The organism is Sulfuriflexus sp. (assembly GCF_032250955.1).
Lineage (GTDB): Bacteria > Pseudomonadota > Gammaproteobacteria > AKS1 > AKS1 > Sulfuriflexus.
Genome location: NZ_JAVVES010000010.1, coordinates 20202 through 35493, shown reverse-complemented (window position 1 = coordinate 35493; position 15292 = coordinate 20202). Strand labels below are relative to the sequence as shown.

Below are 15292 nucleotides of genomic sequence, written 5' to 3'. Positions count from 1 at the left end.
ATGCCAGAGCGCGACTGGCGTCAGTCGCGCATCTCGCGTTCCGCCTCAGTGAGACTGGTCTGGAATGACTCGCGTGAGAACAGGCGCTCGGCGTAGGTGTTCACGGCACGAGCCTGGGCGGGCAGTTCTATCCCGTATTTCGGTAAGCGCCATAACAACGGGGCCATGTAACAATCGATCAAGGTAAATTCATCGCTCATGAAGAACGGCTTTGAATCAAAGATCGGTGCAATCACGGTCAGGCTGTCACGCAATTCCTTGCGTAATTTAGTGGCTGTGCGGCTTTCGCAGCCGGCCTCGAACTGATCGATAATGCTATACATGTCACGATCGATTCGGTACATGTAAAGCTTCGAATTCGCCCGCGAAACCGGGTCAACCGGCATCAATGGCGGATGCGGGAAACGCTCATCCAGATATTCCATGATAATGCGCGAATCGAACAGTACCAGGTCACGATCAACGAGTGTTGGCACCGTGTTGTACGGGTTCAGTTCGGCAAGATCTTCCGGGCAGGCACCCGCCTCGACGTCCTGAATCTCATAAGTAATATTTTTCTCGGCGAGAACGATTCGTGCACGATGACTGTAAGGCGAGGTCGCGCTTGAATATAACGTCATCACGGAGCGTCGGTTTGCTATTGACGCCATAATGGGTGTACTCCCAGATTAATGTAGTTTTATCCCGTCCTGGGATAGTTCAACACCTTGCCCCGATGCGGCATAAACGCCGCACCGGGGCAGATGAATCAATGAATATCCTTCCAGTATTCCTTCTTCAGTGCGTAGGCAATAAAGAAGAAGAAGATCAGGAACAGCGCCACCCAGATACCCAGGCTCTTGCGTTCCAGCTGGGCCGGCTCACCCATGTAAACCATGAAGTTGGTCAGGTCGCGCGCGGCCTGGTCATACTCACCGGCACTCATGCTGCCGGGCTGGTTGAGGGCAAACTCGGGTTTGGCACTGGCATGCTTGGCCAGTTCTTCGGCGTTCACCAGTGTCTGCATACCCTGCAATTCCCAGAGTACGTGCGGCATACCGACGTCCTTGAATACCGTGTTGTTGACACCGAACGGCCGTGACTCATCGACATAGAAGGAACGGAAGTAGGTATACAACCAGTTCGCACCTTCGTTACCGGAGCCTTTGGCACGGGCCATGACAGACAGGTCCGGCGGCGCGGTACCGAACCAGTTGCCGGCATCCTTGACCGACATGGCGACCTTCATCGGCTCCCTGACCTTGTCAGTGGTAAACAGCAGGTTTTCTTCCACCAGCTTGTCGGGAATGCCCAGATCATCGCCCATGCGCTTGTAACGCATGAAGCTGGCCGAGTGACAGTTCAGGCAGTAGTTGACGAACAGACGCGCGCCACGCTGTAGCGAGGCCTTGTCCGTCAGGTCGATATTAGCCTGGTCGAGGTGCGGGCCGGCACCGGCGGCGGCAGCCAGACCCGGCAGGGCCAGCATCATGAATGCAAGAATCAGCTTTTTCATTTGGTAATCCTCTCCGGTACAGGCTTGGTCTTGTCGATCGTGGTGTACCAGGGCATCAGGATAAAGAATGCGAAGTACAGGACACTGAATATCTGCGAAAGCGTCAGGTAGATACCGCCGGCAGGCTGTGTACCTAACCAACCGAGGAAGACAAAGCTCACCACGAACACGGCAAGGGCGAACTTGTAGATAGCACCACGGTAGCGTATCGACTTGACCGGGCTACGATCCAGCCATGGCAGGAAGAACAGCACCACAATGGCGGCCCCCATCGCGACCACACCCGGGAACTGGGACACACCGATCGGTGGCACGGCACGCAGGATGGCGTAGAACGGGGTGAAGTACCACAGCGGCACAATATGCGGCGGTGTCTTCAGCGGGTTAGCCGGTACGAAGTTGTCCTTCTCAAGGAACCAGCCGCCCAGCTCCGGCATAAAGAACACGACCAGGGCAAAGAAGAACAGGAACACCACCACACCAACGATGTCTTTCACGGTGTAGTAAGGGTGGAATGGAATGCCATCAAGCGGAATACCATCCGGTCCCTTGTTCTTCTTGATTTCAACACCTTCCGGGTTGTTGGAACCGACTTCGTGCAGGGCAATGATGTGCGCGACAACCAGGCCCAGCAACACGATAGGCAGGGCAATCACGTGGAAGGCAAAGAAACGGTTCAGGGTAGCATCACCGATAACGAAGTCACCACGAATCCAGGTTGCCAGGTCCGGACCGACAAAGGGCACGGCACCAAACAGGGACACGATTACCTGCGCCCCCCAGTAAGACATCTGGCCCCATGGCAGCAGGTAGCCCATAAAGGCCTCTGCCATCAGTGCGACATAGATAAACATACCGAAGATCCAGATAAGTTCGCGTGGCTTCTTGTAGGAACCGTACATCAGGCCGCGGAACATATGCAGGTAGACGACGATAAAGAATGCCGAGGCACCGGTTGAATGCAGGTAGCGGATCAGCCAGCCCCATTCAACGTCACGCATAATGAATTCGACCGAGGCGAAGGCCATGGCTTCATCAGGCTTGTAGCTCATGGTCAGCCAGATGCCGGTCAGTATCTGCATGACCAGTACCATCAGTGCGAGTGAACCAAAGAAATACCAGAAGTTGAAATTCTTTGGTGCGTAGTATTCGGAAAGATGCTCTTTCCACATTTTTGTCAGCGGGAAGCGATCGTCTACCCAACCGAGAGTCTTTTCCAGCATGCTCATTAGGCGGCTCCCTTATCAACGCCAATGATCAGGCGTGTATCAGACAAGTACTTGTAGGGCGGAATTTCCAGGTTGGTCGGCGCCGGGACACCCGCGTAGACGCGGCCGGACAAATCAAATTTCGAACCATGGCAGGGGCAGAAGAAACCACCTTTCCAGTCGGCACCGAGGTCATCCGGACCCAGTTCAGGTCGGTATGTCGGTGAACAGCCCAGGTGCGTACAGATACCCACGGCAACAAAGTATTCAGGCTTGATCGCGCGGGCGTAGCCTTCAATGTATTCTGGCTGCTGAGGCACACTGGAATCCGGATCGGCCAGATGTCCTGACTCTTCAGCCAGGGTAGCCAGGCTTTCTTCCGTGCGACGCACGATCCAGACCGGCTTTTTACGCCATAATACGGTCATCTGCTGACCAGGTTGCAACTTTCCGATATCCACTTCTACCGGTGCACCGGCGGCCCTGGCCTTGGCACTGGGATTCCAGGATTTCAGAAAGGGAACGGCAACAAAGGCTACTCCAACACCACCCACAACAGTCGTTGCGGCGGTCAGGAAGCGGCGTTTGCTCTTATCGACGCCATCTGTACTCATGTTCGTCTCCTGTGTGACCACACTTTTTAGCATCGCCACGTCTCACCAACTCGTCCGGGAACTGACAATATCCATCATAAAGTTAGAATATTGTAAATTGCCGCCCAAAAATAAGCGGCTATTCTCGCCGATGCGCTGCAAGCCGTCAAGCAGAAGCTTGTTTTTATCAGCCATTACAATACCTTATAAGGAAAGTCGGGTAGTCGAAAAGTGCGGATTTACACCGGATTGTCGATATCGACAAAGGTATGGCGAATTCCGAAGACTTCGCTAAGGTGTTCGCCGAGCGCCTGCACCCCGTAGCGTTCGGTGGCATGGTGACCTGCCGAGAAATAATTTATCCCGAGTTCCCGCGCCACATGCACGGTTGGTTCGGATATCTCGCCGGAAATAAAGGCCTGCACACCCAGTGCGGCAGCCTGCTCGATATAGCCCTGCGCCGCCCCCGTGCACCAGGCCACCCGGCTGATTGGCCCTTCGTTACCTTCTATATATAAAGGCGTGCGAGCCAGGGCTGTATCGATGCGGGCAGCCAGTTCGGCGGCAGAGCAAGGCGCCGCCAGCTTACCGTACCAGATGAGACCTGTGTCTCCGGCCGTGCCTTCGACCTGCAGGCCCAGCTTTTTTGCCAGTTGGGCGTTATTCCCCAGTTCCGGGTGGGCATCAAGTGGCAGGTGATAGGCCAGCAGGTTAATGTTGTTTTCCAGCAGGCGTGCAATGCGTTCACGCTTCAGACCGGTAATACAGGGGGATTCACCCTTCCAGAAATAACCGTGGTGCACAAGCAGGGCATCGGCCTGTTGCTCGATAGCTGCCTCGATGAGGGACTGGCTGGCTGTCACTCCTGATACGATATGGCCAATGCTGTTTCGCCCCTCGACTTGCAGCCCATTCGGACAGTAATCTGTGAACTGCCCTACACGCAGCAGGTCGTCGAGGTGATCTATGATATTTTGTCTGTCGGCCATGGGCTTTTGTATTTTGTGAATGTCTTTAGCATCTATGAATGATACGCGGCAACCGCCTGCTGACGCGGTAAGGCCAGTGGTGATAGAGTAACGCAATTAGGGAGTGAGGTAATATGAATATGGGAAAAAGTCTGCTGTTCTTCTTTCAGCTGCTCACTGCTGTATTGGCGGCATTGATTTTTGTCCTGATCTTCAAGCCGGAATTGCTGCAAGGCCCCGCCCCGGTGGTTGAAATCACCGAACAGGCCCCCGCTCCGGCGCTGGCCGACGAAGCACGCAACAGGGGACCGGTCTCCTATGCCGACGCTGTCGAGCGCAGTGCCGCTGCCGTCGTCAATATCTACACCGCCAAACTGGTCACCGAACAACGCAGCCCCCTGCTCGATGATCCGTTCTTCCGGCGTTTCTTTGGTGACCAGCTACCCGCTCCGCGCCAACGACTCGAGACCAGTCTCGGTTCAGGGGTGATCATGAGCCCGAATGGCTACATCCTCACCAACAACCATGTTATTCAGGGCGCCGATGAGGTCCGCGTGGCACTGGCCAATGGCAATACCCCACTGGCCACGGTCATTGGCACCGATCCGGAAACCGACCTGGCGGTGCTCAAGATTAACTACATCAGGTTACCGGCGATCACACTCGGCAAATCCGACGCCCTGCGTGTCGGTGATGTCGTACTGGCCATCGGCAATCCATTCGGTGTCGGCCAGACTGTTACCCTTGGTATCGTCAGTGCCACCGGACGCAGCCAGCTCGGCATCAATACCTTTGAAAACTTTATCCAGACCGATGCGGCAATCAACCCGGGTAACTCCGGTGGTGCCTTAATCAATGCTCACGGCCAACTGGTGGGGATCAACACTGCGATCTTCAGCAAAACCGGTGGTTCCCAGGGCATCGGCTTTGCCATTCCGGCCGCACTGGCCAGGGATGTCATGGAGCAGATCATCGAAAACGGCCACGTAGTACGGGGCTGGCTGGGCGTCGAGGCCCAGAACCTGGGCCCGGAGCTGGCGGAGTCTTTCAACCTGGAGGCAGGTGCGGGCGTTGTGATCGCCGGCGTATTGCGCCGTGGCCCTGCCGAAGAGGCCGGCCTGCGCCCTGGTGATATTCTTACCCACATTAACGATGCCCATATAGACAGTTCCTTTACCCTGCTCAATACCATCGCTGCACATAAGCCGGGAGAGACCCTGGTGTTACGCATCTTACGTGACGGCAAAGAACTCGAGTTAAGCGCGAAAGTTGCAGAGCGACCGCAGTCGCAGATATAGCATCACAAGCCACCATTAGTAACTTTGTCAGGAAAAAAAGACCCGTAAATCAAACGCCTTTTAATGGATAGCTTTTAATCACATCATAATAATTACTGTGTTCAAATGCCGCCGGTTCAAGGGCACACGCCTGGCACACGCTGCCTTGCATTTGTGCCACCGATTCATATTCTCGTTCTTCCAGCCAGCGCTCGAGTTGCTGCAACAGTTCGGCATAAAAAGCCGGCCCTTTTTCCAGCAAGATACTGCAAAGATAGACCGCATCGGCACCGGCCAGCAGGGCCTTCAGGATCGCATCGAGATTATGAAAACCACCGGTGGCGGCGAGCGAAAGATCAACGCGGCCTCTGAGTAACGCAATCCAGCGAATTCGCAACAATGCCTCGACCGGGCTGGATAATTCGATATGCGGCCTGATCGAGAGTGTCTCCAGGTCAATATCCGGCTGGTAAAAGCGGTTAAACAAGACCGCACCATTCGCACCGGCCTGCTGCAGCCTGGTCACCATATGCGCCACAGACGAAAACTGTGAGGACAACTTCATGGTCACCGGGATACTGATCCGGGCACGCAAGTCGGTCAGCAATCGCAGGTAATGATTTTCCACCTCTTCACCGCTTTGTCGCGGGTCAGCGGCAACGTAATAGATATTGAGTTCAAGTGCATCGGCACCTGCCTGTTGCAATTCCTTGCCGTACTCCAGCCAGCCGCTGCTCGAACTGCCGTTCAGGCTGGCGATCACGGGGATATCCAGCGCGGCCTTCAGACGCTGGAGGTGAGCGAGGTGAGCGTCCAGCTCGCTGGTATAATCATCAGGCACTGGTCGGTATGACTCGGCCTCATTGTGGCCTAATGCCTGCGAAAGCACATAATCTTCAAGCTGTTGTTGTTCCCGCTTAACCTCTTCTTCGAACAATGACGGCAGCACCAGGGCGCTGGCACCGGCATCTTCGAGACGTTTGGCATCTTCCAGGTTACCTGTCAGTGGTGAGGAAGAAGGCACTAGCGGGTTGGTGAGTTTCAGGCCCAGGTAGTCTGTCGATAAATCAATCATGTTCACGTTTCCCTGTCTCTGCTGCCTTTATGGCCGAGGCCAGCTTGCGGTGCGGTGGTCGCAGCGAGCCTTCTTCATCCCATGGCAGGCCGGCCAGCTGCTCGTAGTAATGATATCGATGCAAGACGTCTTGCTGTGCCTCTTCGAGCAATTGTTCGGCTCTCTCGGGATGGCTTCGCCATAACATGCTGAAACGCGCCTCTGTTTCGATAAATTGACGGTATGGAATCGAAGGCGCCTTGCTATCCAGGTGCAAGGGATTCTTTCCCTGCCTTGCCCGCCCGGGGTTATAGCGAAACAACGGCCAGTGCCCGCTATCAACCGCCAGTTGCTGCTGATGATGATTGTTTTTCAAATCTATGCCGTGGGCGATGCAGGGAGAATAGGCGATAATAAGCGACGGCCCGGGATAGGCCTCGGCCTCATTAAAGGCGTGAATCGTCTGGATATCCTTGGCCCCATAGGCAACATGCGCCACATAGACATGTTCGTAATCCATTGCCAGCAAGGCCAGATCTTTTTTCGGCGTCGACTTGCCGCTTGCAGAGAACTTGGCGACGGCGCCTCGGGGCGTGGCCTTCGACGTCTGTCCGCCGGTATTCGAATACACCTCGGTATCCAGCACCAGGATATTCACATCGCGTCCCGCAGCCAGCACATGATCAAGCCCGCCATAGCCAATGTCGTAGGCCCAGCCATCGCCGCCGATGATCCAGACGCTCTTGCGACACAGGTTCTCCGCCACGCTCTCCAGCTCACGCGCCGCCGGCGGCTCGAGTGCCGCTAATTGCCCGCGCAGTGTTTGAACACGCTGCCGTTGTTGTTGTATCTCTTCCTCGTTCGTTTCCGATGCGTTCAGTATGCCGTCAACCAGCCCGCTATCCAGTTCCCTGCGCAGACGGTCCAGCAGCTCCCGCGCATATTGTTGCTGCCTGTCTACGGCCATACGCATACCCAGACCAAATTCGGCATTATCTTCAAACAGGGAATTCGACCATGCTGGCCCTCGCCCTTGCAGGTTTTTTGCCCAGGGGGTGGTCGGCAGGTTACCACCATAAATAGACGAACAGCCGGTCGCATTGGCCACCAGCATGCGGTCACCAAATAACTGGCTGGCCAGTTTGATATACGGTGTTTCCCCGCAGCCTTCGCAGGCACCGGAAAATTCAAACAGCGGCTGTAACAGCATGGCGCCTTTAATCGTATCCGTCTTGACGACGGCACGGTCATACTCAGGCAGGGACAGGAAAAACGCCCAGTTCTGACTCTCCTGCTCTCGCAAGGCCTTGTTATAAGGCACCATGTTCAGGGCCTTGTGGCTGACATTGCTCTTGTCATGGATCGGGCAGATATCGGCGCACAGACCGCAGCCGGTGCAGTCCTCCGGTGCCACCTGGTAAGTCATGCGCAGGTTCTGCGGGTAGTCACGGCCCTTGATCGGCATGGACTTGAACGTCTCCGGTGCAGCGGCTGCCAGGCCTTCATCAAAGACCTTGCTGCGGATGACACCATGCGGGCAAACCAGCGGGCACTTCCCGCATTGTGTACACAGCGCCGGGTCGAGTTCAGGGATCTCCAGCGCCAGGTTGCGTTTTTCATACGCCGCGGTGCCGGTCGGATAACTGCCATCGGCCGGGAACCGGCTTACCGGGATTTGATCACCACGACCGGCAATAATCTCAGCGGTCACCTCCCTGACGAATGCCGGTGCCGTGGCCGCTACCTTGTCGACTATCTCCAGGGGACTATCTGCGGTGGCAGGGATGGCCACCTCGTGTAGATTCTCGAGGCTTGCGTCGATTGCACGGAAATTGATATCGACGAGTCGCTTGCCCTTGCGGCCATAGGTGTTCTCCACCGCCTGCTTGATCGACTGGATCGCTTCCGCTTCAGGGAGGATGCCGGAAATCGAGAAGAAACAGGTTTGCATTATGGTATTAATGCGCTTGCCCATGCCGGTCAGCTCAGCGACCCGGTAGGCATCGATACAGTAGAACTTGATCTGCTTATCGAGAATCTGCCTTTGCATGCTTTGCGGTAGCGTCTGCCAGACCTGCTCTGGCGGCGAGGGTGTGTTTAGCAAAAACACGGCGCCGTCGGTGGCCTTGTCCAGCATGGGATAACGCTCGAGAAACACCGGTTGATGACAGGCGACAAAATTGGCCTCGCCATCGGCGATTAAGTACGTCGAATGAATCGGTTTGTCACCGAAGCGTAGGTGGGAAACGGTGACGGCACCTGATTTTTTCGAGTCATAGACAAAATAGCCCTGCACATGCTTAGTGGTGTGCTCGCCGATGATCTTGATGCTGTTCTTGTTCGCGCTCACCGTCCCGTCACTGCCGAGGCCATAAAATACCGCCTGAAAGCTGTCCTTATGTGCATCGGTACGGAAGTCCTGCTGCCAGTCCAGGCTACTGTGAGTGACATCATCCCGGATACCGATCGTAAATTGATTCTTCGGCTCCGCTTTGGCCAGTTCGTCAAAAACCGCCTTGACCATCCCCGGGGTAAACTCCTTGGAGGAGAGGCCATAACGTCCGCCAATGACACGCGGGAAGCCACTGAATGAACACTTACCGCCAGCATAATCCTGTGCCAGGGCCGTTAGCACGTCCTTATAGAGCGGTTCCCCGTCGGCACCGGGCTCCTTGGTACGATCCAGCACGGCCAGACTTTTTACACTCGCCGGCAAGGCCGCGAGCAACGCTGCTGCATCAAAGGGCCGGAACAACCGGACCTTCACCAGCCCCACCCGCTCGTCCTGGGCGCATAGATAGTCCACCGTCTCCTGCACTGTCTCAGCGCCGGAGCCCATGAGAACCAGTACCCGTTCCGCCGCGTCATCGCCGTGATACTCAAACAGCCGGTATTGGCGTCCGGTCAGGTCTGCAAACTGGTCCATGACCTGCTGGACTTTGGCCGGCATGGCCTGGTAATAAGGATTGACCGATTCACGTGCCTGGAAAAACACATCGGGGTTCTGCGAACTGCCCCTCAGCACGGGGTGTTCGGGTGATAGCGCACGCCGCCGGTGTTCGAGGATACGCTCGTGATGTAGCAGCTGTCGTGCCACATCCTCGTCTATGGCCTCGATCCTGGTGATCTCATGCGAGGTCCTGAAGCCGTCGAAGAAGTGCACAATGGGAATGCGCGACTCCAGTGATGCGGCCTGTGCAATCAAGGCCAGGTCTTGCACTTCCTGTGGTGAGTTGGAGACGAGAAAGGCAAAGCCGGTGGTACGTGTCGCCATGACATCGCTATGATCGCCGAAGATTGACAAGGCCTGCGCGGCGACCGAGCGCGCCGCCACATGAAAGACCGTCGGCGTTAATTCACCCGCGATCTTGAACATATTCGGGATCATCAACAGCAGGCCCTGCGAGGCCGTGAAGGTAGTGGTCAGCGCGCCCGCCTGCAAGGCGCCGTGGACTGCCGCGGCCGCACCTGCCTCACTCTGCATCTCGATAATATCCGGAACCGTACCCCAAAGGTTCGGCTGCAGGCGCGACGACCATTCATCAGCCCACTCCCCCATTGGCGAGGCCGGGGTAATCGGGTAGATGGCAATCACCTCATGACCAAGGTGCGCGATACGCGCGGCGGCCTGGTTTCCATCCACTGTCATGAAGTGCTGCGCTTTTGGCATAACCACCCTCGTCCTGATACGTGATTGATGAAATCCTTATTGTTACTTGAACACTAATTCATCATGACATCGTTAACAACACGTATTCGGGAAAAGGCCGCATGCTTTGCGGATACCGCCAGGATGTGTATCCGTAACGGCGGGCAAAATAAAGGGCAGGACACACCTGGTATTCTTACCAGGGAGCCTGTCCTGCATTTATTTGTCTACCTGAATGCGACCGGTATGGATGACCGGTTTAATTACCGCGTCCCTTACCCCCGCCAGGACCCATACCGTCTTGTGGTCCCATGCCACCTCCGGGGCCCATCCCGTCTTGTGGCCCCATACCACCTCCGGGGCCCATCCCGTCTTGTGGCCCCATACCACCTCCGGGTCCCATACCACCACCGCGTGCCGGAGGCTCATCAGGAAGTGAGACTCCCCTCTCTTTTGCTCTTTCCTGCATTTGCTTATGATGTTCATTACGGATTTTTTCACGTTCCTCGGCTGACGCTGCATCACGAAACCTCTCCCGATATTCCATTCGTTCTTGTTCTGTCATCATCTGGCTACCATAAATTTGATCCTGAGCTGCTGCCTGGCCGGTAAAGAAAAACAGGGTCGCCATAAAGACTGCAATAAGTAACGGTTTGTTCATCGTAACTGACTCCTTGAGATGAGGGCGGTTATACCAGCTAACGACAACTGTCGCTGCTCTCCGCACATGGATAAATTCATAAAGGAATAAACTGAAACGTGCCAACATTAGCATTACTATTTTTTCCGGTAATACGTAAAACCCGTATTGCACGGCGCAGACAAGCTAACGAATGGGTAACTCAATAAAGGGCCGGGCAACCGGAAAATCCCGTTGGCGGCCTTTTATTACCGGTTGATATGTTTACGAGCAGCTGTAGACAGGCATGATTCCTGCCCGGTGAGATTAGATTTATAAAATGTCACGAATGGTTATCAGTCCCCTGGCGTCTCACCTTGAACTGACTAACTATTCGTCTGATTTCAGGCGAAGAATTCCACCTTGCCGGATTCGAGTGAATATTCGGCGGCAACAATACTCAGCTCACCTTTCAGCATTAACTGTTCAAGCATTTGTGAACCATGTCTCAGGTGATTCGTAGCAGCAAGGATATTGGCTCGAATGGAAGATTTTAATAGCTGCTCGGGGTTATTGCGTAGCTCCGTATCGAATAACGGCTCTACTGATGGCCGTATCCTGTCGACAATCGACAATACATTGGAGGATTTTTCATGCGATGGGTGCTCCAGATCATCGATCGTCGCCATAACCGCACCACACATGGAATGACCCAGTACAACCACCAGGGGTGTGCCAAATTGTTCTACTGCAAATTCGACACTGCCGATCTGGGATGGCGCCACGATATTGCCGGCAACACGAATAACAAACAGATCCCCCAGCCCCTGATCAAAGACAATTTCCGCCGGCACGCGAGAGTCGGAGCAGCCAAGAATGATGGCGAACGGCGCCTGTCCTTCGACAAAATCGGCTCTTTGCATTTGTTTCATAAGGGCATCAATACTACGTACCCCCGACATAAATCTCTCATTGCCTTCTTTTAATTTTTTCAGGGCTTCATTTGCGGTAAGCATGGCTATTCATTTCTCGCGATGGCTAAAGTTCGGAACGGGCGGAGACAGTATTATACATGGCGCTATTATGTCTTGCTATCAAGGCAATCACCACTGCCGTGATAATATTCAATGCGTGATGGAAGCCGGACAAAAAAATCAATACCGCCATTTAATATCAGTGCCATACCTGCCGCTCTTGCAGAAGGGTTCTTTCCAATATGATTATCGACGATAGCGCCCATCTTGCGGGGTATAACTATTTATGTGCAATCGGCTTTTCGGTAAAGAGATAATCCTTTAATTCTTCATCCATTTTCGGGTCTTTTCTTCTTATCCATTCCAGGACCATTGCGGCGTGCTCTTTTTCTTCATCACGATTATGCACGAGTATGGCCCTGAGTTCTTCATCTTTACACGCATCAACTCGCTGGTTATACCAGTCCACTGCCTCCAGCTCTTCCATCAGGGATGTTATGGCCCGGTGCATATCCCGGGTTTCATCCGTTAGTTCATCAATGGGTTCGTGGTAGCCTTCATTCGACATGGGTATTCTCTCCAGCTTGGCTTTTTATCTTTTAATATAAATGGCATTCGAGTGCGCCAGCGGCATGCAACATGACGGGAAATACAGTATCAGGATAAAGTCAAAAAATCGACTCCCTGGTGGCCGCCAGGTATCCCGGGACAAGGCTTGAACAGGATGGATAAAAATGGCTTTCCGATAAAACGCCGTTTCAGGAAGCCTCGCGTTAACATCCATCGGTGGAGTGGCGCAACGGACACTCAGTCGAGGCTCTGCCCTAGCGCGTCGAGGAAGGCAGCATTTTCCTCCGGTGTGCTGACCGTAACCCGGAGACAATTTTCCAGCATACCGCCGGTCGGATGCATGTTCTTGATCAGCACGTTTTGCGCCTTCAGGGACTCGAAAACCGATGTCGCCTGGCCAGCCGGGACACGGAACAGAATGAAATTGGCCGCGCTTTCGTAAGGCGTTACGCCGTCCAGTGCCTTGAGGGCGGCAAACAGTTCCTCGCGCGCACCACACAAACGGGCAGCTTGTTCATCGAGTATCTCGGCATGTTGAAGCGCAAACCCGGCACTGGCCTGGGTCAGGACATTGATATTGTATGGCAGGCGTACCTTGTCGAACTCGTTCAGCCAGGCCGCCGGACCGGCCAGGTAACCAAGACGCAGACCGGCAAGACCGGACTTGGAGACCGTGCGCATGACGACGAGGTTGGCATATTCGCCCAGTCGGTTCATGAAGCTCTTGCCGGCAAAACTGGTATAGGCCTCGTCGAGGACGACAAGACCCGGGGCGCGCTCGATAATCTCAAGCACATCCGTCTCGGCGAACAGGTTGCCGGTCGGGTTGTTCGGCCAGGCCAGGAAGGTCACTGCTGGCTGCTGCTCTATCGCCGCCCGCATGGCGGGCATATCGAGACTGAAGTCGGTATTCAACGGCACGCCGACATATTCCATATTGCAGAACAGCGCGATCATGCGATACATGACAAAGCCCGGCTCGGGCGCGAGCATTGTGGCCCCGGGCCGGGCCAGCGCCATCATAATCATCTGGATAATCTCGTCCGAACCATTCCCGAGCAGCACCTCCATGCCGACCGGTATATGCATCGCCTTGCGCAATTCGGCCTTCAGCGAGATTGCCCCCGGGTCCGGGTAGCGATTCAGCTCGACCTCGCGTAAGACCTGCAGCCATTCATCAATGAGTTCAGCGGGAAACTGATAAGGGTTTTCCATGGCATCCAGTTTTATGTAGCCGCTCGCGGCCGGCACGTGATAGGCCGACAGGGCACGCACTTCCTCACGAACGAGTTTTTCTATAAGTTCTTTTGTATCAGCCATAGTTTAAAAGCCCAACGCAGAGGCGCGAAGACGCAAAGGTCGCAGAGAACAATGAACTAAAATACTCTGGTTCTTCAGTTCCTCTGCATTATGTCGTTATTTTTCTAAAATGCTCGTTGTATCCGTCATAATTCAAAAGCTAACGTAGAAATAAATCAATAAAACTCTTTGCGTTCTCTGCGTCTTCGCGCCTCTGCGTTGGGCTTTTGCCTTTTAAAAAGATGTTTTTTAATCTTTTTTATTCTGTATATCCTGTCCAATTATTTTTTAATTCGGTATTCAGCCGAGCGGGCATGCGCGGTCAGGCCTTCGCCGCGGGCCAGCGTCGAGGCCACCTTGCTGAGTTCGGAACTGCCTGCCGCCGAGCACATGATCAAACTGGATCGCTTCTGGAAGTCATATACGCCCAGTGGCGAACTGAAACGCGCGGTGCGCGAGGTCGGCAGCACATGGTTCGGCCCGGCGCAGTAATCACCAAGCGCCTCGGCAGTGTAGCGGCCCATGAAGATGGCACCGGCATTGCGGATCTTCTTGCTCATCGCCTCCGGCTCGGCCACCGATAACTCCAGGTGTTCGGGCGCAATGATATTGGCGATCTCCACTGCCTCGTCAAGGTCTTTGACCTTGATCAGTGCACCCCGGTCTTTCAGGGCGGTCGTGATCATTTCGGCGCGAGGCATTTCCGCCATGAGCTTGTCCATGCTCGCGGCAACCTTGTCGAGATAGTCCGCATCCGGGCACAACAGAATAGATTGTGCGTCTTCGTCGTGCTCAGCCTGCGAGAACAGGTCCATGGCGATCCAGTCCGGGTCAGTCTCGCCGTCACAGATAACGAGGATCTCGGAAGGCCCGGCAATCATGTCGATACCGACCGTGCCAAAGACCATGCGCTTGGCGGTGGCGACATAGATATTTCCAGGACCGACGATCTTGTCTACCTGGGGAATGGTTTGTGTGCCATAGGCAAGCGCGGCCACCGCCTGTGCGCCACCGACGGTGAAGACCCGGTCTACACCGGCGATGGCGGCCGCGGCCAGCACGAGTTCGTTGATCGTGCCATCCGGGGTCGGCACAACCATGATCAGCTCTCTCACGCCGGCGACCTTGGCCGGAATGGCGTTCATCAGCACCGAAGAGGGATAGGCAGCCTTGCCACCGGGCACATAGAGGCCGGCACGGTCCAGCGCAGTCACCTGCTGTCCAAGCAAGGTACCGTCGGCCTCGGTATATGACCATGATTCCATGCGTTGCTTGTCATGGTATTGGCGCACACGTTGTGCGGCAGTCTCGAGCGCGCTACGTTGTTCGGCAGGGATGCTCGCCAGCGCCTGTTGCAGGCGCTCGGCCGACATTTCCAGCTCACTCATCACGGCGACATCGAGGCGGTCAAATTTCTTCGTGTATTCGAGCACCGCCGCGTCACCGCGCGTGCGCACGGCATTCAGTATTTCATTGACCGTCTTGAACACGGCGGCATCGGAAACCGACTCCCAGGCCAGCAAGGCATCGAGACGCGCGCGGAAATCATCTTGCGTGCTATCCAGGCGAGTGATCGCGGGCATGCG

General features: G+C 55.1%; 14 protein-coding genes. 1 reads left to right on the top strand and 13 read right to left on the bottom strand.

Features of this window, described 5'->3' with window-relative positions; genetic code table 11:
• Positions 1-20 precede the first annotated feature (20 nt).
• The 6 genes from RQ738_RS02955 to RQ738_RS02930 form a co-directional block, all read right to left on the bottom strand.
• The gene (locus RQ738_RS02955) at positions 21-650 is read right to left on the bottom strand and encodes a glutathione S-transferase N-terminal domain-containing protein (protein ID WP_314161891.1); all 630 of its coding nucleotides are present in this window, start codon (positions 648-650) and stop codon (positions 21-23) included.
• Between the two features lie 98 nt (positions 651-748).
• Positions 749-1495 (bottom strand): cytochrome c1, encoded by a 747-nt coding sequence (locus RQ738_RS02950; RefSeq protein WP_314161889.1) that lies wholly within the window; start codon positions 1493-1495, stop codon positions 749-751.
• Positions 1492-2718, bottom strand: coding sequence for a cytochrome b (locus RQ738_RS02945; protein WP_314161918.1), 1227 nt, complete (start codon positions 2716-2718; stop codon positions 1492-1494). Before RQ738_RS02945 ends, RQ738_RS02950 begins: the two co-directional genes overlap by 4 nt.
• Positions 2719-2723: 5 nt before the next feature.
• Positions 2724-3317 carry a ubiquinol-cytochrome c reductase iron-sulfur subunit gene (gene petA, locus RQ738_RS02940; RefSeq protein ID WP_314161888.1) on the bottom strand — a complete coding sequence of 198 codons (594 nt, stop codon included), beginning with the start codon at positions 3315-3317 and terminating at the stop codon, positions 2724-2726.
• 42 nt (positions 3318-3359) lie between these two features.
• Positions 3360-3491, bottom strand: a complete 132-nt coding sequence (locus RQ738_RS02935; protein ID WP_314161887.1) for a hypothetical protein — start codon at positions 3489-3491, stop codon at positions 3360-3362.
• A 44-nt stretch (positions 3492-3535) separates the two neighbouring features.
• Complete coding sequence (locus RQ738_RS02930) at positions 3536-4285, bottom strand: Nif3-like dinuclear metal center hexameric protein (RefSeq protein ID WP_314161885.1); 750 nt, start codon at positions 4283-4285, stop codon at positions 3536-3538.
• A gap of 119 nt (positions 4286-4404) precedes the next feature.
• Between RQ738_RS02930 and RQ738_RS02925 the strand changes: the two genes are divergently transcribed.
• Positions 4405-5562, top strand: a complete 1158-nt coding sequence (locus tag RQ738_RS02925) for a Do family serine endopeptidase (protein WP_314161916.1) — start codon at positions 4405-4407, stop codon at positions 5560-5562.
• 49 nt (positions 5563-5611) lie between these two features.
• Here RQ738_RS02925 and RQ738_RS02920 read toward each other — a convergent pair whose 3' ends face one another.
• From RQ738_RS02920 to hisD, 7 genes are all read right to left on the bottom strand, one after another.
• The gene (locus RQ738_RS02920) at positions 5612-6616 is read right to left on the bottom strand and encodes a dihydroorotate dehydrogenase-like protein (protein ID WP_314161884.1); all 1005 of its coding nucleotides are present in this window, start codon (positions 6614-6616) and stop codon (positions 5612-5614) included.
• The gene (gene nifJ, locus RQ738_RS02915) at positions 6609-10265 is read right to left on the bottom strand and encodes a pyruvate:ferredoxin (flavodoxin) oxidoreductase (RefSeq protein WP_314161883.1); all 3657 of its coding nucleotides are present in this window, start codon (positions 10263-10265) and stop codon (positions 6609-6611) included. Before nifJ ends, RQ738_RS02920 begins: the two co-directional genes overlap by 8 nt.
• Positions 10266-10503: 238 nt before the next feature.
• Positions 10504-10905, bottom strand: coding sequence for a hypothetical protein (locus RQ738_RS02910; protein ID WP_314161881.1), 402 nt, complete (start codon positions 10903-10905; stop codon positions 10504-10506).
• A gap of 362 nt (positions 10906-11267) precedes the next feature.
• Positions 11268-11879, bottom strand: coding sequence for a carbonic anhydrase (locus RQ738_RS02905; RefSeq protein WP_314161880.1), 612 nt, complete (start codon positions 11877-11879; stop codon positions 11268-11270).
• Between the two features lie 238 nt (positions 11880-12117).
• Positions 12118-12405, bottom strand: a complete 288-nt coding sequence (locus RQ738_RS02900; protein WP_314161878.1) for a ferritin-like domain-containing protein — start codon at positions 12403-12405, stop codon at positions 12118-12120.
• A 239-nt stretch (positions 12406-12644) separates the two neighbouring features.
• Complete coding sequence (hisC, locus tag RQ738_RS02895; RefSeq protein WP_314161877.1) at positions 12645-13727, bottom strand: histidinol-phosphate transaminase; 1083 nt, start codon at positions 13725-13727, stop codon at positions 12645-12647.
• 260 nt (positions 13728-13987) lie between these two features.
• Entirely contained in the window at positions 13988-15289 is a 1302-nt protein-coding gene (hisD, locus tag RQ738_RS02890) for a histidinol dehydrogenase (RefSeq protein ID WP_314161876.1), read from the bottom strand.
• Positions 15290-15292 lie beyond the last annotated feature (3 nt).